Consider the following 20,593-nt stretch of genomic DNA (forward strand, 5'->3'; position numbering starts at 1 on the left):
CTTTGAAGATATTGAGAACTCCTGATGAGCGATTTGCCAATCTGCCGGATTTTCCATTCACCCCGCACTACTGCGAGGTCAAAGATTCCGACGGCACCGCGGTGCGAATCCACTACGTCGACGAAGGCCCGCCGGGCGCGAATCCCGTGCTGCTGATGCATGGCGAGCCGTCGTGGTTGTACCTCTATCGCAAGATAATCGCGAGTCTCGCCGCGCGCGGGCATCGCGTTGTCGCGCCGGACCTGGTGGGCTTCGGCCGTTCGGACACCTGCCGAGCAATCCGACTACACTTTTGAGCGGCACGTCCGATGGATGGCGGCGACTCGACTCACGGACATCACGCTCTTCTGCCAGGACTGGGGCGGCCTGATCGGACTACGGCTGGTGGCGGCGTTCCCGGAAAAATTCGCGCGCGTGGTGATTGCGAATACCGGGCTGCCGACCGGGGAGGAATTCAGCGCCGCGTTCCAGCAATGGCTGGAATTCAGCCAGAGCATACCCGCGTTGCCGGTCGGGCAGATTGTGGGCAAGGGATGCCGGCGGGGTTTGAGCGAGGTCGAGCGGGCCGCGTACGACGCGCCGTTCCCGGACGAATCGTTCAAGGCGGGTGCGCGCCGCTTTCCGGCGCTGGTCCCGATTACGCCGCAACACGGATCGGTGGCAGAGAACAAAGCCGCGTGGAAAGTTCTGGAGAAGTTTACCAAGCCCTTTCTGACGGCGTTCAGCGATTCGGATCCGGTGACGAAAGGAGGCGAGGTAATTTTTCAGCAGCGCGTTCCGGGAGCCAAGGGACAGAAGCACGTGACAATTGCGGACGCGGGCCATTTTCTGCGGGAAGACAAGCCGGACGAAATCGCGGATTTGATCGACAAGTTTATCGCGTCGACGAAGTGAATTTCACCGTCCTTCTCAGTTCACGAAACTCCGCGTCTCGAGCGTCGTGAATGGTGACTTAACCTATGGCCGTGACCTCGCCGCCGCTGCCGGATGATCGGGCTGTGTGGTTGCTCGGCGATTTGAGGACTTGCGCTTGCCGCGGCGATTGGGGGCGGCACAGCGTTAGGGTCGGGCGATCGGGCGTCGGCCGAAACGGTGGTCGAAGGCGACGTAGTATTGGACGAGATGGCAGAGGCCGGGGTCTTGTCGGCCGAGTGACCACGGATGGTGCGCATCGTTCCGATGCTCCACGCAATGACAGGGACCAGGACTACCGCGACCGCCGTGGCCGCCGCGATTTGTCTCCATCTTAATTTCAGCAGAGCCGTAGCGCTCAGGAGAGCATTGGTGGCCGTGGTGCTCGTGGGTGGTGCGGCTATTTCGTTCTCGGACCTTTCGAAGTCGCTTATGAACCGCGACACGACCTTCCGGGCGTCGAGGCCGAGAAAAATTGCGTAGCGCTCGAAGAACGGCAGCAGGTAAAGCTGATCAGGGATTGCGTCGTAGCTGTCGCTCTCGATCATGCGGACGTAGTAGGCCGGAATGTTTGTCTGGCTCGCCACCTGCTCTCGCGAGAAACCCCGATGCTTGCGGGCCTCGGTCATGAGTTGGCCGAGCGACTGGTCTACTTCGAGACCCGACGATGCATCGTCGCATGGCGATAGGGGCGCGACACCGTCGCGGGGTTCCGTTTCTATAGATGTAGCGGCGTCGCTGCGTGGACCGTGCCGGGCCGCGATTTCGTCCGGCTCGTCGCAGACGCGGTCAGAGTCGCTCAGGCAAACCAGATTGTCCGGAGCTGCGAGAGCGTTTGAATCGTCCCTGGAGAAAGTACCAAAGAGGTTCCTAACAACGGACATCCTCCACCTCCTCGACCCGCACAACTTCAGCCGACCCAAGTCCGCTGTCGCCCACCAGAATACTGCCACAAGCGTAAACCAATCTAAAGTACGGAGTTAGAAATTACTCATTCAGAGAAGGAGTTAGTGAGTGGCGAAGCCGGAGCGATGACTCGTCGGACGCAATATCTCACGACCGATAGAAGTAGATTCTTGCTACATGAGAAACAGTTTCGAGTAGAAAGACCAGAGATAGGACGGCAAGTGAGAGAACCTGCAACGATATAGCTATCATGTGTCCAACGACTCGGTAAGTGAACAAGACTTGTCTTGAACCTGAATGCTGAGGAAATCCGATCGAATCTGTGGTGGGGTCCCTGTGGCGACCGATTCTTACCTTCGTGCGACCGAAACTTGGTTGCTTAATTCACGAGGAAGTGACATTCATAGTGCCAATAGATTACAATCGCCATACGAGCCAAGTTCGCGCTCTTCGGCAGAGACAGGAGTGAAGGGATGAAAGTTGAGAACGCAGTTTATCCGAGCGTCGAGGGAATACAGGCGTTGGGGCGGGATAAGTCGCCGGCCAAGATCGCGATGCTAAACCTGCTCAAGTTCCGCGAGAAGGCGGTGTACAAGGACGGGCGGGCCGACAACATCTCGGGCCGCGAAGCGTATCTGCGCTACGCCAACACGATGACGAAAATTGTCGAGCGCGAGGGCGGCCGGATCTTGTTCACCGGCAGAATCGCGGGCCTGGTGATCGGAGAGGTCGAGGGCATGTGGGACGTCGCCGCGATAATGGAGTATCCGTCGCGCGCGGCGTTCCAACGCATCGTGACGCTGCCGGAAGTGGCGGAGATCGGTGTGCATCGCGAGGCCGGGCTCGAGGGGCAGCTATTGATCATGACGGAGAGCATGTAACGTCAGGGGCGCGGTTGGGAATGGCGCAGCAGGCACGGGCGAAAGCTGAAAGCGTCGATGGACGATTAGTCCGGAAACACAACAATCGGCGGCGGATTGTCGCGGCGATGCTCGAGTTGGTGCGCGCGGGCGAGATCTCGCCGGGAGCGGAGGAGGTCGCAGAGCGGGCCGGCGTGGGCCTGCGCACGGTGTTTCGGCATTTCGACGATATGGACAGCCTGTATCGCGAAATGGCCGAGGCGATGCGCAATGAATTGGAGCCGATCGTTGCCGCTTCGTTCGTCTCTCGCGACTGGAAGGACAGGCTCGGTGAAATGATCGATCGGCGCGCGCGCCTGTTCGAGCGAGCGATGCCGTTCAAGAACGCAGCCGACGTGCACCGCCATCGCTCGTCCTTTCTGCGCAAGGACTACGAAACAATGAGAAGCGCGGAGCGTGCTGCGCTCGAGGACGCGCTGCCGGCGGCGTTCAAGAACGACAAAAGATTTATCGAGGCGCTGGATCAGGCGTTGAGCTTCTCGACGTGGCAACATTTGCGGCGCGATCAGAAGTTGACGCCGGCGGATGCGCGCCAGACTGTAGAATACACGGTGCGCGCGTTGGTCGGCGCGGCCAGGAAATAAAGCCGGGCGCCCTGGTCAGAGGGCGCCCATCTGCTTGAGGGTTTTCTCAGCTTCCGACGCGACGTTGGGATTCTTCGCGCTGTCGGCGAGCGCAATCTTCAGATACTTGAGCGCGTCGTCGCGCTGGCCGGTCTGCGCGAGCAGTTCTCCGATTCTGAGCGCAGCGAAAGTGTTCTTGGGATCGATCTCGTACGCCTTACGATAGTAAACCAGCGCGTCGTCGGTCCTTGGCGGTGAGAAGGACATGTACGCCTCGCCGATATTCAGATAGGCGCTGACCTGATTGGGCTGATACTTGACGAGCTTTTGATAAACCTTGACGACGTTGGTGAAGTCGGAGCGCGAGTTGTAGTAGAGACCGAGATAGATGTACGCGTCCTCGTCAGCCGGAGCGATGTCGGTGGCCTGCCACAGCAGCTTTACAGCGGCGTCGCTATCGCTCATTTTGATCGCGGCATCGACGAGCGCGCGGGCCTTGGTCGCATTGGCGTCCTGGGCGCGCGCGGAAAATGGAAACGATGCGAGCGCAAGCATCAGGGCGGCGACGAGAGTCAGTGATTTCAGCGCGGTTCGATCTCGCATGGCTTCAGGTCGTGCACAGGAATTCGCATCTAAATGGTGGCATGAAAGGCGCGCGCTGCAAAGGTATCATGTGTGCGCGGCAGGCAACTGCTTCGAGATGAGAAAGGAAATTCCGACAGAGCGATGAAGACGCATCGGTTCATAGTCAACGGGCTCGCGCTCAATTGCCTTGACTACGGGGGCGAGGGCAAGCCGCCGATCCTGTTTCTGCATGGCGGTTCCGCGCACGCGCATTGGTGGGATTTTGTCGCGCCGGCGTTCGTCGGCGATTTTCACGTGCTGGCGCTCGATCAACGCGGGCATGGCGAGAGCGAATGGGCGGATGAATGGGCGTACGCCTCGCGGCATTATGTGTCGGATCTGGACCAAGTGATCCGCACATGGGGATTCGGCGCGCCGATCCTGGTCGGGCACTCGATGGGTGCGCATAACGTGCTCGCGTACGCGGCAGAGCACAGCGACAAATTGCGCGCGATCGTGGCGCTGGACCCGCCGCCGGACTACACAGAGCGCGCGGTCGAATTTCTCCAGTCGGTCGCGCAGAAGCCGGCGCGCCGATACGAATCGCTCGACGAGGCGGCGCGGAATTTCAAGGTCCTGCCGCGCGAGACTCTGGCAAAGAAGGAAATCCTCGAGCACGTTGCGCGGCGGAGCTTCAAGCAGCACGGCGACGGCGCGTGGACGCACAAGCTCGATCGCCGCACGATGATCCGTGAACCGTCGCGAGTGTGGAAGTCGTTGCATCGCATCGCATGCCCCGCGCTAATCGTGAAGATCACGAAGAGTCCGCTGCTGGACCGCGAGGTCGCGAAGAAAATGGTCGCGCAGCTGGAAAAAGGGCGGCTGGCGGAGGTCGATGATTCGTATCATCACGTGATGCTGGACAATCCGTCGCGGCTTATCGAAGTGATTCGCGATTTCGTCGACGATCTCAGATGACGGCGCCGCACAGCCATCTGCTCGAAGGCTCGCCGCGGCTGCATTACCTGGAGTGGAACGCTCACGCGTCACGCACGATCGTTCTGCTGCATGGCAACTCGGCAAATGCGTGGTGGTGGGAGCCAGTGGCGCGCGCAATTGCGCCGGCGTACCGGCTACTCGCACTCGACCAGCGTGGGCATGGCGACAGTGAATGGGCGAGGCCGGCAGCGTACTCGCCTGCGGATTACGCAAACGACATTGCGAGGTTCGTCGCGCACGTATCGGCGAATGCGGAGAAGCCGGTGGTCGTGGGACACAGCATGGGCGGGCTGAACGTGCTTGCGTTCGCACGGAATCATCCGGAGAGCGCGCGCGGCGCGATGGCGATCGACGTCGCAGTCACGTCAACCCGCGGGCGGGATCGATATTTGCGGCGGCTGAAAGCGCTGCCGGTGGTGACTTATCCCGATCTTGCGACGGCGAGGGCGCGTTTTCGGCTGATGCCGAATGAAGGCGGAATCCCCAAAGAAATACTTCATGAGATCGCGGAACGGAGTCTGGCGCGGACCGATGAAGGGCGGTGGACGCTCAAGTTCGATCGCGACAGGTTTCTCGGCGGCGACGGTCTTGAGGTGCTCGAAACGATCAGGGAAATCAGGATTCCCACGATGCTGGTGCGCGCCGAGCACAGCCGCATCATGACGGCGGAGGGGGCGGAGCATGCGCGCGCCTCGAATCCGAGTACGCGGTTGGTCACGATTGCCGACGCGCATCATCATGTGATCCTCGAGAAGCCGGAAGAGGTTGCGCGCGTGATCGAGGAGTTCGCGGCGAGCTTGTAGCGCTAGAGATCGCGCTCCATCTTCCGGTGCGCGATGCCGGCCTCGTCGAATACGCCGCCCACCGGGTTGAATCCTTCCTTTAGATAGAAGCCTTCGGCGGTGAGTTGCGCGTGCAGGATTGCTTTGTGGAATCCGCGCGTGTGCGCGCGATCGACCAGAAAGCGCAAGATGTGGGCGCCGACGCCGGTTCTTCTAAACTCAGGCAAGACGGCCATTCGGCCAATCTTGACTTCACTCGCGCCATGCTCAAGCATCCGCCCGCATCCGATGGCGACTCCGTCGAGGATCGCGAGCGCGTGAAACGCGTGCGCGTCGTCGGTGTCCAGTTCGATTTCTTCGGGTACGTGCTGCTCTTCGATAAAGACGCGCCGGCGAATCGCGTGAGCGCGCTGCATGTCAGCGGGCGATTCGATCGCAATCACTTTGAGGCGCGAAGGCTCATGCACGAGCGATTGACTAGCGCGCGATGGGCGAAGCGTCAAATCCACTTCGAGCCGAAAGCGGGCATGTGCTACGCTCCTGAGCCATCTAGGAGATCGAGATGCCGCAATTGTCCGAGACGGTATTGGCGCCTGAACTGGATGGCGGGCAATGGATTCAATATGGCCCGGTGAGCATCAAGGCGTTGCGCGACAAGGCGATCGTGCTGGTCGACTTCTGGGACTACACCTGCATCAATTGCATCCGGACACTGCCGTACGTGGTGGCGTGGAACAAGAGATACGCTCGGAGCGGGCTGCTAGTTGTCGGGGTGCACGCGCCGGAGTTTTCTTTTGCGCGCGAGGGATCGCACGTGACGGAAGCTGCGGCGCGATTCGGTTTGGAATACTCAATTGTGCTCGATAACGAATACGCAATCTGGCGGGCTTACTCGAATCGGTTCTGGCCCGCCAAGTACCTGGTCGATGCGAAGGGACGCATTCGCTATTACCATTTCGGCGAAGGCGCGTACCAGGAAACCGAAGTAGCTATTCAGGGATTGATCCGCGAACTGAATCCGGGCGCAAGCCTGCCGCCGCCGATGGAGCCGGTCCGCGACAGCGACCGCCCCGGCGCGGTCTGCTATCGCGTCACGCCGGAGTTGTATCTCGGTCACGCGCGCGGACAGTTCGGAAATTTCGCGGGCGTGGTTCGTGACCAGCCGCATGATTATCGTGACGCCGGACCGCACGTCGAGGGCATGAGCTATCTCGCGGGCCGATGGCGCGTCGAGCAGGAAAGCGCACGGAGTGAAGCGCCTGGCGCTGCGATTTCGCTCAGGTACACGGCCAAGGATGTGAACCTGGTGATGACGCCGCCTGCCGGCGCGAGCGTACGCGCGGAGGTTACGCTCGAAGGCAGCCAGCGCGCGGGCGACGACGTGAAGTTCGAAGGCGAGCGTGGATTCGTCACGGTGGACCGGCCGCGGATGTACAGTCTCGTGGCGAATGAGTCGGTGGTTTCAGGCGCGTTGACTATTCGAGCCGAGGTGGCGGGACTGGCGGTGTACGCATTCACGTTCATTTCGTGCGTAGTCAATTGAGCACGACTATTATTTGAAATAAGGCGGGAGGGCGAATTCCCGATGACAAAGCCGAGCGAAAAGGCGAGCGACGAAGAAATTCGCGAAGCCGCGAGAAGGATCCTGACGGCACGGTACGCGATCGCGCTTACGGGCGCGGGGATGTCGGTCGAAAGTGGAATACCGCCGTTTCGCGGGCCGGGCGGGCTGTGGACCAAGTACGGTGAGCCGCCGATGAACGGGTTTCAGCGCTTCATGGCCGACCCGAAAAAGGCTTGGGAAGAACGGCTCAGCAAGCGCAATGACGAGCTTTACAAACCGCTCACGGTGGCGAAGCCGAATCCGGGGCATCTCGCGCTGGTCGAGATGGAAGAACTAGGGGTGCTGCGCTTTGTGATTACGCAGAACGTCGACGATCTGCATCGGCAGGCCGGGCAGAAAGCGCTCGCGGAAATTCACGGTAACTGGACTTTGATTCGATGCCTCGATTGCAGGACGCGGTTTCACGGCGACGCGATCAGCCTCGAAACACTGCCGCCCTCATGCCCGCGATGCGCAGGATTGTTGAAATCGGACACGGTTTCGTTTGGCGAGCCGATTCCGATCGATGTGCTGAACATGTGCGCGGAGCATTCGGCGAAGGCGGACCTGGTGCTCGTGGCAGGAACCTCGGCGACGGTTTACCCGGCGGCGGGATTCGCCCTCGAAGTGAAGCAGCGCGGCGGAACGTTAATCGAGGTGAATCTGTACGAATCAGAGATCACGCCGATATGTGACGTCAGCCTGCGCGGCGGCTCGGCGGAGGTGCTGCCGCGGCTGGTAAGGGCAGTCGCGGAGATGAGAAGAGAAGCGCTGTCGTAGAAAACGCGGGAACGTGAACTTTATTTTGATGAAACCCGCCGTGGGTTTCATGCTTCCTCGGTCAGGGGTGACCCCTGCACCCGCTGTTAAGACAAAGATGCGGGACTTCGTCCCTGTTAGAAGGGGTTTGGACGATTCAGTCGGGCGCTTGCCTGGATGTAGTCGTCGGAGGGCTTGGGCGTCGGAGAACTGGGGCGCTGGCGGAGGAGGAGCATCTCGTCGGTGCCGTCCAGCGAGGTTGGGTTGCTGGTCATCATTATGTCGAAGCGGTCGCGCTTGGTCGCTGGTAGTGAGTCGAAGAGCGCGCGCCAGGCGATCAGGTACTGGGGCATGTCGGGGTCTCTTTGCGAGACGATAGGGATTGTGCGGCGGCTGTAGAAGGCGACGTCGTAGTTGAGCGCATTGAGATAGCCGACCGGACTGTTGTCCACGACCTTCATTGCACGGTCGGTGAAGTCCTTCAGCGAGAGGGTGTTGGCGATGGCCGGCACGACAACGACGTTGACCGCAACGGTGACGAAGACCATCGCGGCCGCGATTGCGAGCACAGTGCGTTCCACAAGCGGGCGGGTGACGATCAGGCGTACGCCTAGTACGACGACCAACAGCGGCAGCGCGAGCGCGAGCATCCAATGCTCGCCGACGGTTGAGATCAAGATGCGCGTGAAGGCGGGCGCGCGAATGCTGGCCGCTTGCAGCAGGTTGGCGACCTCGCCCGGCGAGGCGACGAGCATCGCCAGCGTGACCAGAGCAGCGCTGCCAAGCATCAACATTGCGAAGCCGGAGAATCGCGCGATCCAGTGGACGTAGGTGCGCGCGGGCGCGGGACGCATGATGGCTTGTCTCACATAAATTGCGATGATCGTGGCAAAAGCGGGATACATGCACAGCAGGTACACCCCGCGCTTGCTCTGCGGGAGGTTGTAAAAGATCAGCACCGCAGTGAACCAGACGAAGATGTATTTGAGGCGCGGGTCGACTGCCAGCGGTGCGCGCGCGGCCTGGACGCCGACGATTGGCAGCAGAATCGTCCACGGCATGAATCCGGCGAAGAGCGCGAGTTCCATGTAGTAGAAGGGGTGGATGTGGCCCTCGTGGAAATCGCCGCCGCCGGAGAAGCGGAGCAGGTTTTCGGTGAGAATCTGCTTACGAAAAAACTCGGGACCGCCTTCGATCAGCGCGGCGAGGTACCATCCGCCGGCGAGAACGAGCACGACGAGCGCGCCGCGCACGAGATTCATCTCACGCAGCAGAGTCCATCGTCTTTCAAGCGCGATCCAAATCAAGGCGACCAGGCCCGGAAGAATCAAGCCGATGGGGCCCTTGGTCAAAACGGCGAGCGCGATTGCGACGTAGAGGAGCATCCGGCGGCGCGTCATCCCCTCGGCCATGAGGAGGAATTCGAAAAACGCGACCTCCATGAAGAAGGTCAGCGTCATGTCGACGCGAGCGCCGGTGGCGGCTTGCAGGTACTGAAACGTGGTGCCGAGGATTAGCGCGGCGATGAGGGCGGTCACGTCGTCGAACAGGCGGCGCACGTAGAAATAGCAGACGATCACGCCGGCAATGGCGAGTCCGGCTGACGGCAGGCGCACGGAGAATTCGTTTACGCCGCCGGCCACGAGCGAGACGAGCGCGGCCAGCCAGTGCATCAGCAGGGGCTTGGAGGGAATCTCGACGCCGGCGCGCTGCGGCAAAAGCACGCCGCCGCCATGGACGATGTCGAAGACGGTGACAGCCTCGCGCGGTTCGCCCTTGGTGTAGAGAGGGTAGCCGCCGAGATTTACGAGGTCGAGAGCGACGCCGAAGATCAGGAGGATAGGCCATGCGTGGCGCGGCTCAGCGATGTAGTTGAGCCAATCGGGAGGGGCGGCAGCCTCGGAATCGTCGCGCGCAGTCTCTTCAGGGAGTTTCAATTTGGAATGGGTAGGGGAAACCTAACCCCTAACCCCTTCCCATGTGAGAAGGGGGACATCGAAGAGGAGATCGGACCGAGGCAACTAAAGCTAGTATTCGGTTTTGACGCGGGCGCGGCCGATATCGTCGTAGAGATAGACGTCGGACGGATTTTCGTCGCGCGTTTTCTTGTGCGAGCCGTCGCAGAAGGGCTTGTTCTTCGAAAGTCCGCACGCGCAGATATAAATTGGCAGCTCGGTGCCTTCGGGGACCTCGTAGGGGGAGTTCTTTTCGTGCCTGACCATTCGGGCCATGGTTAATTCCTCGCGTTGAGTTCTATTGCAGGGCGTCTTTGGGTCACTTAAGACCAGCCGAGTCGCAGAGTCAAATGTCTATGCGACAATTACTCGGTGCCGGCGTTGTGTTTCAGGTATTCGAGGATTGACTCGCGCTCGTCGGAGGTCAGGGGGGGCATGCCGGCGGCTTGGATCTTCACTTCCATCATCGTGACCTGCGTGTCCCACATCGAGGCCGTCATTTCATGGGGATTGTACGGCGCGTGGCAATTGCCGCATCGCTCGACGTAGAGCTGCGCGCCGGGGCTGCTCGCGTCAGGGAGCGAGGGGGGCTTGCATCCCGTAAGGACAATGGCGAGGAGTGCGAGCGCGAGAGTGGCGCGCGGAATTCGTCTAGCTCGGCGGGATGCGCGCATTGGGGAAGCGGAGGGCAAGCTGGGCGCGGATGGAGCCGATAAGGGCACGGCGGTCATTGTCGTCCAGCGTTACCTTTCGTTCGGATTCGGGGCGAAGCCAGATTGGTCCGCGCCGCATTTCGTCGGTTTCACTGCGTGGCAGCAGATGCCAATGCACGTGCGGTTCCGAATTGCCGAGACATTCGTAGTTCATCTTCCACGGCTTGACGACGGCGGCGATGGCTTCGGCCACCAGACACATTTCGTCGAACAGCTCGCGCGCGGCGTCGGCGGGCATGAGGTAGAGCTCGGTCGCGTGGAGTTTTGCGAGCATCACGCAGTAGCCGCGATAGAATTGCTGGTCGCCGAGGATCACGTAGCAGCTACTCAGCTCGGCGACGAAATCGTGGAAGGCGCCGGCCTTGATGCGATCGATGATCGCGCAGATTCCGCACGCGGGCTTCGCGGATGTCATGCGGGGTCCGCGGCGGGGACTTCGACGAGCCTGATGCTTGCGCCTTTGAGGAGCTGCTCGACGGTGTGGAGCTTGTAGGGGCGTGCATAGTACACCGTGCGGACGCCGGTATTGATGAGCACCTTGAGGCAGTGGATGCACGGAGTGTGCGTGACGTAGATGTCGGCATCGCGGATGGCGGCGCCGTTGCGAGCCGCTTGCGAGATCGCGTTGATCTCGGCGTGGATGGTTCGATAGCAGTTCTGCTCGATTTCGCCGTCGGGCGTGCGCGATTCGTAGACGAGGCATCCGACCTCGGTGCAATGCGGTAATCCCGCTGGCGAGCCATTGTAGCCGGTCGCGAGGATGCTGCGGTCACGAACGATGACGGCGCCGACCTTGGCGCGCAGGCAGGTCGAGCGCTCGGCGACCTCACGCGTGATCGTCATGAAGTATTGATCCCAGCTCGGGCGATGGGGCTTCGTATGCAGGTTCGGTTTGTTCGAGATGTCGGCCAATGCGGCTCCTCAGATTTTCGAGCGGACGATTTGGCGCAGCATCTCGTCGTAGTGCGGTGCGTGATGGATTATTTCCTGGCTGTGATCGCTCGGCTGCGTCGGCGGAGGCGCCTCGGGTTGCACAAACGAGAGCGGCACCGGGCTGAACGTCACGATGAACAGGGCGACGGTAGCCCAGGCGGCGAGAGCGCGACGCGGATTCAGCGGAGTGTCGCGATCGACGGTGGACGGATGTCCCAGTCCCAGAGCCACCGACAGGACAGCCCATAGCAGCCAGCCACCCCAGAAACTCATCCCGAGCGCGAGCGGCACCAGCACCATCAGCACGCACGAAATGACGAACAGCACGGAGATCGTTCGATGGCGGCGCGGAAACAGCGCGTAAATTACGTGGCCGCCGTCGAGCTGTCCGACGGGCAACAGGTTCAGCGTGGTGACGAACAACCCGAGCCATCCCGCGAAAGCGATCGGACTGAGATTCACGTTGACGGTCGAAGGATCGACGCCCAGCACTAGGTGCGAGAGACCGAGGAACAGGAGCGAGTTGCCGAGCTCGAGGCCGCCGGCGGATTTGTCGAGCGGCGTCACGTCGGAAAGATAGAGGCCGATGATGACGGCGGGTATCGCGAGCATTACGCCCGCCCACGGGCCGGCGGCGCCAATGTCGAACATTACCCGGCGAGTGCGAGCCGGCTCGCGCATCCGGATGAATGCGCCGAAGGTCCCGATGATAAAGAGCGAAGGCGGCGCCGGGATGAAGTAGGGCAGGGAGGCGTCGACGTTGTGGTAGCGCGAAGTCAGGTAGTGGCCCATCTCATGCGCGAAGAGAATCATCATGAGAGGAATCGAGAACGAGAGGCCGGAACGCAAGGCGGCGATGGCGAGAAACGGATGCCAGAAGGAGACTTCCTCGCCATTCATGTACGCGCCGGCGGTGGTCGTGGTCAGGAGTGTCAGCAAGAGCAGCGCGACGTTCAACGGCGGGACTCGCGGAGCGTCGAGCTCACGCGCGCCCGGTTCTGCCGGCGCGGTGTATCGCGGAATTTCGGTAAGGACGGTGGGAGTGCCCTTGTGTGCGACTATTTCATCCATGATTAAGTGCGGCCCGCGGCCGCGACGAGCGATACCGATGAGCCGGGTCCGGCGGCGAAGTGCGCGGCAGCGTTGCCGTTGCGCACCGCGACTTCGAGCAGGCCGAAGCTCCCGAATATTGCGAGAGGGGCACCTTTGGGCGCGTCACCATAAGCGTCAAGCATTCGCATCGCCGCGCCACGTTCGATCCTAACTGAAAGGGATTTGTGGCGAAAGCGAGAGCCGAACTGCTTGGCCGCTCGGCGATCGATATTGCTCACCAGGTTGCCGAAGCCGTCCACATAGATCACTTCACCGCGCACCTCGCGCGCCGACTCCACGGGACGCGGCAGATCGAGCTGAACGATCGAAGGCGGGCGGAGCGCGGGCCCGAGCGCGGAAATCGAAGTGCCGCGCCAGAGATACGCCGCGGCGGGCGCAAAGATGTCGCGGCCGTGGAAAGTAGCACTGACACTGGTAAGACGATGGCGGGGCGAAGTCAGTTTCACAATTCGCTTGATGCCGGCCTTGTTCGCCGCCAGCCATAGCAGGCCGTTGTCTGGGCCGACGAAGCGGGCGCCGGCGCGAGTCTCGATGGCGATCGGTGCACGCGCGGTGCCGACGCCAGGATCGACGACCGCCAGGAAGACCGTGCGCGGAGGGAAGTAGTGCCAGGACTCGCGCAGAGCGAGCGCGCCAGCGGCGATGGATTGCGCCGGGATGCCGTGGTTGATGTCGATGACGGTGGCTCTGGGAGCGATCGACGCGATGACGCCCTTCATCGCACCGACATAGTGGTCGCGATAGCCGAAGTCGGTTATGATTGCGAGCGGAAAAGAGTTACGCGCGGGCGTCGGCATAACGGACAGTAGACGCGAAACAGCGGCGTCGCGCAATTTCTCCATCAAACATCTGTCAGAGCAATGAAGCGCAACTTTCTGCCGGGCGGCTGGCGAGGACAGGGTGGCGCAGTGCTGCTCACGGCGGTCGTAGTGGGCACGCTACTGCGTTTTTTTCGCCTCGGCGCGCGCGAGCTGTCGATTGACGAGTCGCTTTCATGGGCCGAGTCGTCAGGACGGAGCGTCAGGGACGTCTTGCTGATTCAGCATCAGCTGGATTCGGGCAAGTTCCCGATTTGCGAACTCGCGCAACACGCCTGGATGCTGACTTTCGGCGAGAGCGAGGCGGCGATGCGGGCGTTGCCAGCACTGATCGGGTCGCTGTCGATCATGCTGGTGTTCGTCCTAGGCGTAGAAGTCATGCTGGCGGTGTGCGGGGGCCCAGAACCCTCACCTGCCGAGCTGCGCTCGGCCGCCTCTCCCGTGAAAGAACGGGCGAGATATGAAAAAGGCCGCATCTACATGGTGGCGGCGGTGTGCGCGCTGCTGTTTGCGGTTGGGCTTCCGTCGGTGGAAATCGCCCGCCAGGCGCGAATGTATTCGATGATGCAGGCGTGGATTCTGGCGCAGGTGATTTTTCTGTTACGCGCACGGCGGTTGGGAGGACCGGCGAACTACACCGGTCTTACGATTTTTTCCGCGATTGCAGTGGCCACCAACTTTACTGCGGCGCTTGTGATTGCGGCCGAGGCGTTGTGGCTGATCTATCTACGACTTGCCCACGCACAAAGCGACGAAAAGGCGCGAAGCGCGGAGCCATGGCTGATGGGGGTCGCAATCGTTGCCGCGATAGTGTTGCTGCTGCCCTTTTTCGCCGGCCTGCGATATGGAGTCGAGGGCGTGAAGCGGGGCGACTACGAATGGATCAAGCCGCCGGGGTCATGGGAGCCATTGGCGACATTCGAGAGCGGGCTGGGTAGTTGGCCGTTCCTGTTGTTCGCGCTGTTCGCGATCGTGGGCGGATTTCAGCTCTGGCGTTCGCGTCGAGATTTGGCAATGCTGCTGATCCTCTGGATCGGGCTGCCGCCGATTGCTCTGTTGGCTGGATCGTACCTCGTTGTTCCGATGCTCGTGACGCGCTACGTGATATCCTCTTTCGTTCCCATCTTTATACTCACTGCGATAGGGATTGAGTATTTGCCTTCGCGAAATTATCGTACGGCCGCGATCGTCGCGATAGGAATTCTCTCTATATTGCGAGTGTCGCTGGACTTGAGGCAGGGAGACCATCGCTGGCGCGAAGCATGTGAGATAGCACTGGCTAATGCGGGTTCCCAGCGGCGCGTCGGCGCATATCACGAGTACTATGTCGTTAGCTACTACATTCCTGCCGCGCAGCGGGATAGAGTGCAGGTGGTTCGGATTCCATTTCACGGAGATGAACGCGCAGCGCCGCGCGTGATCGTCGTCTCGCCGACGGTGGCGCCTCCACAAGTCGCCGAGATTCGCCGGGAGTATCCGATCGTCGTGGCAAGGTTCAAGAATGTGGTCGTTGTGTTGCGTCCTGAGGCGGGCGTGCAGAATGCTCCGAATCTCTAATCGCGCGGTGCGACCGAGACGTAACGGTTGCCGCTTTCATAAAAGCGCCATCGCTTTGACGCCCAGCGGCCGGCGTAATCGACGTTGATCCTGGGCGAGCGGCCGATTCGTCCGATGGGAAGTTCGGACCGTTCGAGGTAGAGCCGTCCACCGCATAAGTCCCGTCCGTAGTCGGCGCCGGTAATAGCCAGTGCATTAGTCAGTTTGCCGGGTCCATTAGTCAGTTCTTTGGAATCCGGCGGTTTACGCCGGCGCCGCGCCATCAAAGCGATACCTCGTAACGGTTCGATTGCTCGAATCAGTACCCCGTGCGGCTCGCCATCGGCAGTAGTCACAAGGTTCATCGCCCAACTGATTCCGTATAGCAAGTACACGTAAGCATAGCCCGGTGGCCCGTACATCGCGGCAGTCCGTTTAGTCAGACCGCGCGCGCTATGCGCCGCAAGGTCTAGCGGGCCGCGATAGGCTTCGACCTCTACGATGCGGCCGGCCGCGATGCCGTCGGCGGTGCGATGCACCAGGACTTTGCCGATGCATTCGCGCGCGACGAGCAGAACGGGTCGTGCGTAAAAGTCGCGCGTCAGCTTTCGCGATGCGGTCATCGCGAGGTTTTACTGCAATCGGGGAAAGCAGGGCAATTCGGGCGTCAGAGTGTAACTGTACTTTCGTCCGCGCCACGTAAAGTTGCCTTGCGCAGGGCCGAACACCGCTCTCGCGGTGGTGGATTTCTGGTTGTCTTCGAGGCTGTTGCTGTCGATCGGAGCATAAGCGAGGAAGTGGTTTGAGCCTGCGGTGAGAGCGGGTTCGAGAGGAGGTTGGAAATTGAGCTTGTCGAGGCCGGGTTTCGGCGCCCAGCCCTCAGGCGAGCCATCCGGTACCCTCACGAAAGACCATTGCAGCACGGAGCCATTTGCGAGCAGCGTCCATTGGCGGCTCTCGACGGCACCATGATTGATTCGAAGCTCCTCGACGCCGGGCGGGGCCGTGGCGAGTTGATCACAATGTTCCTGCGATTCGCGGTTCGGCTGGCTCGCGTCTCTTCGAAGCGCGGTTTGTTGTTCGGCGTAGGCCTCCATCTGCTGCTGAGTAGGGGTGTTCGCGGAACTCGACTTTGCCCCAAAATGAAAGCATCCGGCGGACGCGAGAGCCAGGCATCCTACGATCAGCGCAACAATGGCTTCATGGAACGAACGTCTAGACAAGCGTGCGGCGGCGTCCCGAAAACGGAGAGTCATACGTGAGAGTTTTTTGATCGAGGGCAACGAAGTCAATGGGGAAGTGCGCTTGTATTCGCGCGAGATCTACTGCAGGCGAGTCGCCAGGGCTCAATTGACAGTATGCAGGTCCGCACCTAGACTCGGCTCCGAGCGGGTGTAATTCAGTGGTAGAATGCCAGCTTCCCAAGCTGGACGTCGCCGGTTCGACCCCGGTCGCCCGCTCCATTCTTTCGCTTGTAAATCCGAACAGTTAGCGGCACGGCGCGAGAATCGCGAAGATCGCGACAGCTCGCTATCACCCACGTATCACCGAAAATGCGCGGATGACCGCGCCTTAGTGCCGCCGCGCGAGGCGCTTGCCGCGAGCGCGTTCGGAACACTGTGCACGACCGTAGCGATCGAAGCGGTATTTCGTCTCATCCGTCGCCTGGGCGAGCGAAAAGCTCGTCACTGGTTCTCGATAGCAATAAACCCCGAAAGGTTCGTGGAGCCTCTAACGGCTGACGCCGGCGCGAGCGCCGGAGAACTCGATGGCGGAGAAAGTACAAGTGGGCTAGAACCCAGCCGCGCGGAGAGCCGCAGTAGAGGCGCTGAAGCGACGGAAGTAGGGGGGCACCACATGGCGTTCAGCGCGCATCGCATAGCGCGTCGGCTGGTCGTTAGCCGGGCAACGAGTAACGGCCGCTAGGCAGCGGCGCGAAACCATGTGAAGGGCAGCGCGGAGCCACCGCGCAAAGCCACGGGCCCGAGCTACGTGCTCTAGTCCGCGATCAGCGGACAGGCTCTCACGACTCGCAGCAGAACTCGACAGCGAGCAATTCGCCGGGCCGTGGATCAAGAGTCTCTTTAGCCGAAGGCCTGCCCACTTGGGACACTTGCGTTCCAAATCTCAGGATGCGCTCGCGACAAGCGGCTCGCGCAGAACGGCGATAAGGGGGATAGTCGCGCGATTCGCGAAGCGAGCGTGCATCCTTCAAAGGCAAGGCGAAGAACTCAGCTTGCACGTACCGACATACTGCTCGCCGAATGCCGCCTCTCCCTGAGCGGAGAGTTTCTTGCCGTTTACTTTTCCGCTGATCATGAAAGACCCAGTGGCGGATGAGCACTCAAAGGAGCTCGAAGAACTGTCGAACGATGGCGACTTGGAAGAGCCCGTTGGATCACATGCGCAGCCCCAATCCATACTGGAAAAAAGGAAATCGAAGAAATTGGATGCCCCCCGGTCACAAACTCGTCGCACTCGGTAAACGATGGACCATCGCTAACCACCCAGCTGCAATTGTAAGATTTACCCGCCAGCTTAGCCTCGCAGTTGCCGCCCGCTTCTGCGTAGGGCGAACGGGCAAACAGGCCCATCACAATTGCCGAAAACACTGCGACTGCCGCCACACCGGTTGGTCTTTGCATGAGTGCTTTCCTCCGCGGCTCTTATCTCACCCTGACGGCGTCGCGTCAATCGTCTTTTTGGCGTTCGCGATCTCCTACCGCGCGTTGGGAGCGAATCTACCGTCTTCGTAGCGTCTCGCGACAATCGCTCGTGCTCGGCCCTCCGAAGCGTACCGTTCGTACACAGCGATCTTCGATTCAAGCTTTGCGGACTCCGGCATGAAAGTGCCGTCGAAGTAGCGCCAGGCTCTTCGCGCGCGCGCGCGTCCGCCCGCACGACCGCGCGGTGATGGTGCGCGCATCGCTTGAGCGAAACCTTCGATCGCTTTTCCGATGACAGCGCGATCTGCGCCGCTCCAACGATCTGCGCCGCGAGAATTTGAAGCTGGCGCTCGCCTTCAAGCCGCGCACGAAGTTCCGCGTGCTCGCGCCGCATGCTGGAATTCTTGCTGGTCGTGTCAGCGCTACGAAATCGCGCGCGGACTGGAGGGGAAAAGAAGGGAAGAAACGGGAAATAGGAAGCAAGAAAAGATTGCAAGGGATTGTGTACCGGCGCTACGCTGCCAACAAGCGGTGGCAGCGAGGTTTTCGCGAAAATCGGTTCGGCGAGTTACCAAGCTGGACGTCGCCGGTTCGACTCCGGTCGCCCGCTCCACTCATTCGCGGTTCTTTAGTTGCTGTCTGTCGCCGAGCCCGTAGACCATCGCGGTCTTGGTGGTGCCGAGTTTGATCCATTCCGCGCAATCGAGCTGCACCCTTTTATAGAACTCTTCGGAGAGCTCGATGGACTCCTTGCTCACCTCATCAAGCCGATCGAACTTGCACTGAAAGGCGAACTCGCCCGACAGTGATTTTTCCAGTGCGCGGCTGCGCCATATCGCGATGGTGGTCTTGCCTTTGAAGTGGTGCCCGAAATGGATGATGCCCATCGTATTCTGCACTTCTTCGACCGCTACGTTGTTGACCAGCATCATTTTGGTTCTGGGCCGTATGTCTATGCGCTTGAGAGTCGGAAAGGCGCGGGCGATGTCCTCGATGCCGCGATCGAGTTCAATGTTAGGCGACGTCAGGACGCATCCGTGAGAATAAACGCTGCGCATCCCGCCGAGGCGATCGCGCTCGAGCAGCAACTCCTCTTTGAACTTGACTTCGTCGTGTCCACCCAATTGCGGACGCACGTCAATGGCGGCGGCGTTTCTTAAGCTCGGGCGCGCGGTATTTGAAAGTCAGCTCGTGGCCGGGCCGGGGCCATCCCTGGTCGTAAAAGGTGCGCTTTCGCAGAATGAAGTGGTTGTTGTAGAGGTCAAACTGCGGAGTGTCGTAGAAGAGCACTTCCCGAACCTGGCTGTCGAATCCGCGGTCGTCGACATCCACCTTGAGGTGGAGCTTCTTAAGAGTCTTTGACGCTGTCTCCCAAAACTCGAGAGAGCCGTTTTTGCTCGTGAATCGATCAGGTTGCAGCAGAATTTTGTACTCGCGGTAGTGAACCACATCGCCCGCGAGATGTTGAGTTTCGGGATGCTTACTTATGTGCTTGTCCATTCAGAGCACCGTACTACGACGAAACTAAAATTTCCAGATGACATTGAGCGCGGCGAAGTTCAGAAGGTTCGTCGAGTAATGCCCTTGCAGTGTCTCGGCCAACGGACCGCGACCGCGCGTATTGCTGTAAGGGCCTGGACCAGCATCCATCAACTCCCACGTGGCGCCGGCCGTTAGGTCGCGGTTGATCTCATACTGGATGCCGGTGCCGTACCGCAACTGTCGATCGAGAGGCAGGACCGGATTACGATTCGCCCTCGAAACCGGGGAACTGTCGTACGCGAATCCCGCAGACCACAGCCATTTTTCACCGATCCGAAGTTGCTGCCCGATCGCGATCTGACACGTGTTCGAGAAGTGCAGGTTGGCGGTCAGAGTCCTTTGGTTTTTGCCGGAGATCCCGACCGGAAACTCCCCGAACTGCGTCCAGTTCTGCCATCCGACGTTACCCATCAGACTCCAGCTGGGTAGGACATCATAGACCGCGCTCGCCATTACTTGCTGCGGCTCCGTCAAAGGGACATTGATTTTCACCCCGCCGAGTCTCTGGCGAATGCGGCTCGCAACCGGACCGAGGCCGGTGACGTGCGGTCGAAAGCCGAATTTGTAGTCTTCCGGTGACTGATAGGTGAGCCCGATGCGAAGTTTGGAAATCGGCCTGAGCAATATGCCGACCTTAGCGCCGAACGCCTCATCCCACGACTCCATCGCGAGGCCACCATCCGGCACGCCTGGACGAACGTTGTTAATCTTCGATTGAAATGTGAAACGCCCAACCCCGAAGCTAAAACCTGTGCCTACTGACAGCCAGTTGTTTACGTCGTAGGCGATTGTCGGGTTGACTTTGCCAGTGATGAGTGACGCCTCCGTTATGTAATGGCGTCCAACCCACGTCTTGCCGTAGTCTCCGCCAAGACCGTAATCTGAAAAAACCGCCACGCCGAGTCGCACCCGCTCGGAGAGCTTGTGGACATAGAAAAACGAGCCGAGCGGAAAAAACACGCCGGCATTGCCGCCGCCACCACCCGAGGTTGTCGTTTCTGGAGCAACGTCGAAATTGGTCGAGGGCAAGAGCACGCCCGGAGCAGTCAGCAGTTGCGAGCGGTCGAGTAGAGTCATTCCGGCGGGATTCGAAGCTGCGGTCGAAGCGTCCTCTGCAATGGCCGCTTGTCCGGCACCTGCTGTGCCAGAATCAGTTGGATACAGCTCAATCCCGGCACCTCGCGCGGACGTTACAAATGCCAGCAAAATAACTGCCGCAAGAGAAATGGCCTTATGAACCTTGCGCGACACTGTCCCCACAATCACCTCCGGCCAGGGTTCGCCATTGTGCTGCACTCTTAGGTCCTCG

Annotated in this window: 22 protein-coding genes, 1 tRNA gene and 1 pseudogene; 9 read left to right on the forward strand and 15 right to left on the reverse strand. The window is 60.5% G+C overall.

Translation table 11 applies throughout. The features are described 5' to 3' along the window. Positions 1-2 precede the first annotated feature (2 nt). A pseudogene (locus VJX68_RS05335) lies at positions 3-894 on the forward strand (haloalkane dehalogenase). Between the two features lie 20 nt (positions 895-914). Here the strand turns inward: VJX68_RS05335 and VJX68_RS05340 are convergent. After that, entirely contained in the window at positions 915-1,796 is an 882-nt protein-coding gene (locus VJX68_RS05340; protein ID WP_324094626.1) for a helix-turn-helix domain-containing protein, read from the reverse strand. A gap of 495 nt (positions 1,797-2,291) precedes the next feature. Between VJX68_RS05340 and VJX68_RS05345 the strand changes: the two genes are divergently transcribed. Together VJX68_RS05345 and VJX68_RS05350 are read left to right on the forward strand one after the other, a co-directional pair. Next, a complete protein-coding gene (locus VJX68_RS05345) occupies positions 2,292-2,699 on the forward strand; it encodes a DUF1330 domain-containing protein (RefSeq protein ID WP_324094627.1) in 408 nt (135 codons plus the stop codon). A gap of 20 nt (positions 2,700-2,719) precedes the next feature. Continuing rightward, complete coding sequence (locus VJX68_RS05350; RefSeq protein WP_324094628.1) at positions 2,720-3,322, forward strand: TetR/AcrR family transcriptional regulator; 603 nt, start codon at positions 2,720-2,722, stop codon at positions 3,320-3,322. A gap of 15 nt (positions 3,323-3,337) precedes the next feature. Here the strand turns inward: VJX68_RS05350 and VJX68_RS05355 are convergent, their stop codons facing one another. After that, the gene (locus tag VJX68_RS05355; protein ID WP_324094629.1) at positions 3,338-3,904 is read right to left on the reverse strand and encodes a tetratricopeptide repeat protein; all 567 of its coding nucleotides are present in this window, start codon (positions 3,902-3,904) and stop codon (positions 3,338-3,340) included. Positions 3,905-4,027: 123 nt separating this feature from the next. Between VJX68_RS05355 and VJX68_RS05360 the strand changes: the two genes are divergently transcribed. Both VJX68_RS05360 and VJX68_RS05365 read left to right on the forward strand, forming a co-directional pair. Next, positions 4,028-4,843: an alpha/beta fold hydrolase gene (locus VJX68_RS05360; RefSeq protein WP_324094630.1), complete on the forward strand. Its 816-nt coding sequence runs from the start codon at positions 4,028-4,030 to the stop codon at positions 4,841-4,843. After that, positions 4,840-5,667: an alpha/beta fold hydrolase gene (locus VJX68_RS05365; RefSeq protein ID WP_324094631.1), complete on the forward strand. Its 828-nt coding sequence runs from the start codon at positions 4,840-4,842 to the stop codon at positions 5,665-5,667. Before VJX68_RS05360 ends, VJX68_RS05365 begins: the two co-directional genes overlap by 4 nt. Before the next feature lie 2 nt (positions 5,668-5,669). On the opposite strand, the gene VJX68_RS05370 is transcribed toward VJX68_RS05365, so the two are convergent. Further along, entirely contained in the window at positions 5,670-6,113 is a 444-nt protein-coding gene (locus VJX68_RS05370) for a GNAT family N-acetyltransferase (protein ID WP_324094632.1), read from the reverse strand. 95 nt (positions 6,114-6,208) lie between these two features. Here VJX68_RS05370 and VJX68_RS05375 point away from each other — a divergent pair, with 95 nt between their 5' ends. Both VJX68_RS05375 and VJX68_RS05380 read left to right on the forward strand, forming a co-directional pair. Beyond that, positions 6,209-7,189, forward strand: a complete 981-nt coding sequence (locus VJX68_RS05375) for a redoxin family protein (RefSeq protein WP_324094633.1) — start codon at positions 6,209-6,211, stop codon at positions 7,187-7,189. Between the two features lie 42 nt (positions 7,190-7,231). Beyond that, positions 7,232-8,029: a Sir2 family NAD-dependent protein deacetylase gene (locus tag VJX68_RS05380; protein WP_324094634.1), complete on the forward strand. Its 798-nt coding sequence runs from the start codon at positions 7,232-7,234 to the stop codon at positions 8,027-8,029. Positions 8,030-8,145: 116 nt separating this feature from the next. Here the strand turns inward: VJX68_RS05380 and VJX68_RS05385 are convergent, their stop codons facing one another. The 7 genes from VJX68_RS05385 to VJX68_RS05415 all read right to left on the reverse strand — a co-directional run bounded on the left by VJX68_RS05385 (position 8,146) and on the right by VJX68_RS05415 (position 13,519). After that, complete coding sequence (locus VJX68_RS05385) at positions 8,146-9,945, reverse strand: ArnT family glycosyltransferase (protein ID WP_324094635.1); 1,800 nt, start codon at positions 9,943-9,945, stop codon at positions 8,146-8,148. Positions 9,946-10,035: 90 nt separating this feature from the next. Continuing rightward, entirely contained in the window at positions 10,036-10,239 is a 204-nt protein-coding gene (locus VJX68_RS05390; protein WP_324094636.1) for a CDGSH iron-sulfur domain-containing protein, read from the reverse strand. Between the two features lie 89 nt (positions 10,240-10,328). Continuing rightward, the gene (locus VJX68_RS05395; protein ID WP_324094637.1) at positions 10,329-10,637 is read right to left on the reverse strand and encodes a c-type cytochrome; all 309 of its coding nucleotides are present in this window, start codon (positions 10,635-10,637) and stop codon (positions 10,329-10,331) included. Beyond that, positions 10,615-11,091 (reverse strand): HIT family protein, encoded by a 477-nt coding sequence (locus VJX68_RS05400; protein ID WP_324094638.1) that lies wholly within the window; start codon positions 11,089-11,091, stop codon positions 10,615-10,617. Before VJX68_RS05400 ends, VJX68_RS05395 begins: the two co-directional genes overlap by 23 nt. Further along, positions 11,088-11,588 carry a deoxycytidylate deaminase gene (locus VJX68_RS05405; protein ID WP_324094639.1) on the reverse strand — a complete coding sequence of 167 codons (501 nt, stop codon included), beginning with the start codon at positions 11,586-11,588 and terminating at the stop codon, positions 11,088-11,090. Before VJX68_RS05405 ends, VJX68_RS05400 begins: the two co-directional genes overlap by 4 nt. Positions 11,589-11,597: 9 nt before the next feature. Next, positions 11,598-12,680 carry a site-2 protease family protein gene (locus VJX68_RS05410; protein ID WP_324094640.1) on the reverse strand — a complete coding sequence of 361 codons (1,083 nt, stop codon included), beginning with the start codon at positions 12,678-12,680 and terminating at the stop codon, positions 11,598-11,600. A 2-nt stretch (positions 12,681-12,682) separates the two neighbouring features. Next, on the reverse strand, positions 12,683-13,519 hold the full coding sequence (locus VJX68_RS05415) for an SAM hydrolase/SAM-dependent halogenase family protein (protein WP_324094641.1): 837 nt from the start codon (positions 13,517-13,519) through the stop codon (positions 12,683-12,685). A 63-nt stretch (positions 13,520-13,582) separates the two neighbouring features. Between VJX68_RS05415 and VJX68_RS05420 the strand changes: the two genes are divergently transcribed. After that, positions 13,583-15,097, forward strand: coding sequence for a glycosyltransferase family 39 protein (locus VJX68_RS05420; protein ID WP_324094642.1), 1,515 nt, complete (start codon positions 13,583-13,585; stop codon positions 15,095-15,097). Here the strand turns inward: VJX68_RS05420 and VJX68_RS05425 are convergent. After that, positions 15,094-15,699 carry a DNA-3-methyladenine glycosylase gene (locus tag VJX68_RS05425; RefSeq protein WP_324094643.1) on the reverse strand — a complete coding sequence of 202 codons (606 nt, stop codon included), beginning with the start codon at positions 15,697-15,699 and terminating at the stop codon, positions 15,094-15,096. The two genes, VJX68_RS05420 and VJX68_RS05425, sit on opposite strands and share 4 nt — an antisense overlap. A gap of 9 nt (positions 15,700-15,708) precedes the next feature. After that, the gene (locus tag VJX68_RS05430) at positions 15,709-16,173 is read right to left on the reverse strand and encodes a hypothetical protein (protein WP_324094644.1); all 465 of its coding nucleotides are present in this window, start codon (positions 16,171-16,173) and stop codon (positions 15,709-15,711) included. 291 nt (positions 16,174-16,464) lie between these two features. Between VJX68_RS05430 and VJX68_RS05435 the strand changes: the two genes are divergently transcribed. Further along, positions 16,465-16,539, forward strand: a tRNA-Gly gene (locus VJX68_RS05435). A 1,817-nt stretch (positions 16,540-18,356) separates the two neighbouring features. On the opposite strand, the gene VJX68_RS05440 is transcribed toward VJX68_RS05435, so the two are convergent. The 3 genes from VJX68_RS05440 to VJX68_RS05450 are packed head-to-tail and all read right to left on the reverse strand — an operon-like array spanning position 18,357 to position 20,580. Then, a complete protein-coding gene (locus tag VJX68_RS05440) occupies positions 18,357-18,878 on the reverse strand; it encodes a hypothetical protein (protein ID WP_324094645.1) in 522 nt (173 codons plus the stop codon). A gap of 1 nt (position 18,879) precedes the next feature. Beyond that, positions 18,880-19,242 carry a hypothetical protein gene (locus tag VJX68_RS05445; RefSeq protein ID WP_324094646.1) on the reverse strand — a complete coding sequence of 121 codons (363 nt, stop codon included), beginning with the start codon at positions 19,240-19,242 and terminating at the stop codon, positions 18,880-18,882. Between the two features lie 24 nt (positions 19,243-19,266). Next, positions 19,267-20,580, reverse strand: coding sequence for an OmpP1/FadL family transporter (locus VJX68_RS05450; RefSeq protein ID WP_324094647.1), 1,314 nt, complete (start codon positions 20,578-20,580; stop codon positions 19,267-19,269). Positions 20,581-20,593 lie beyond the last annotated feature (13 nt).

It is taken from the genome of Binatus sp. (SeqCode) (assembly GCF_035272065.1).
Taxonomy (GTDB): Bacteria; Desulfobacterota; Binatia; order Binatales; family Binataceae; genus Binatus.

What these genes read in the sequence shown, in the direction of transcription:
- VJX68_RS05430 (WP_324094644.1), bottom strand. Translation starts at nt 16,173, where the DNA reads ATGGAGGCCTACGCCGAACAACAAACCGCGCTTCGAAGAGACGCGAGC.
- VJX68_RS05340 (WP_324094626.1), bottom strand. Translation starts at nt 1,796, where the DNA reads ATGTCCGTTGTTAGGAACCTCTTTGGTACTTTCTCCAGGGACGATTCA.
- VJX68_RS05420 (WP_324094642.1), top strand. Translation starts at nt 13,583, where the DNA reads ATGAAGCGCAACTTTCTGCCGGGCGGCTGGCGAGGACAGGGTGGCGCA.
- VJX68_RS05445 (WP_324094646.1), bottom strand. Translation starts at nt 19,242, where the DNA reads ATGGACAAGCACATAAGTAAGCATCCCGAAACTCAACATCTCGCGGGC.
- VJX68_RS05395 (WP_324094637.1), bottom strand. Translation starts at nt 10,637, where the DNA reads ATGCGCGCATCCCGCCGAGCTAGACGAATTCCGCGCGCCACTCTCGCG.
- VJX68_RS05350 (WP_324094628.1), top strand. Translation starts at nt 2,720, where the DNA reads ATGGCGCAGCAGGCACGGGCGAAAGCTGAAAGCGTCGATGGACGATTA.
- VJX68_RS05415 (WP_324094641.1), bottom strand. Translation starts at nt 13,519, where the DNA reads ATGCCGACGCCCGCGCGTAACTCTTTTCCGCTCGCAATCATAACCGAC.
- VJX68_RS05360 (WP_324094630.1), top strand. Translation starts at nt 4,028, where the DNA reads ATGAAGACGCATCGGTTCATAGTCAACGGGCTCGCGCTCAATTGCCTT.
- VJX68_RS05380 (WP_324094634.1), top strand. Translation starts at nt 7,232, where the DNA reads ATGACAAAGCCGAGCGAAAAGGCGAGCGACGAAGAAATTCGCGAAGCC.
- VJX68_RS05400 (WP_324094638.1), bottom strand. Translation starts at nt 11,091, where the DNA reads ATGACATCCGCGAAGCCCGCGTGCGGAATCTGCGCGATCATCGATCGC.
- VJX68_RS05410 (WP_324094640.1), bottom strand. Translation starts at nt 12,680, where the DNA reads ATGGATGAAATAGTCGCACACAAGGGCACTCCCACCGTCCTTACCGAA.
- VJX68_RS05355 (WP_324094629.1), bottom strand. Translation starts at nt 3,904, where the DNA reads ATGCGAGATCGAACCGCGCTGAAATCACTGACTCTCGTCGCCGCCCTG.
- VJX68_RS05390 (WP_324094636.1), bottom strand. Translation starts at nt 10,239, where the DNA reads ATGGCCCGAATGGTCAGGCACGAAAAGAACTCCCCCTACGAGGTCCCC.
- VJX68_RS05345 (WP_324094627.1), top strand. Translation starts at nt 2,292, where the DNA reads ATGAAAGTTGAGAACGCAGTTTATCCGAGCGTCGAGGGAATACAGGCG.
- VJX68_RS05375 (WP_324094633.1), top strand. Translation starts at nt 6,209, where the DNA reads ATGCCGCAATTGTCCGAGACGGTATTGGCGCCTGAACTGGATGGCGGG.
- VJX68_RS05365 (WP_324094631.1), top strand. Translation starts at nt 4,840, where the DNA reads ATGACGGCGCCGCACAGCCATCTGCTCGAAGGCTCGCCGCGGCTGCAT.
- VJX68_RS05425 (WP_324094643.1), bottom strand. Translation starts at nt 15,699, where the DNA reads ATGACCGCATCGCGAAAGCTGACGCGCGACTTTTACGCACGACCCGTT.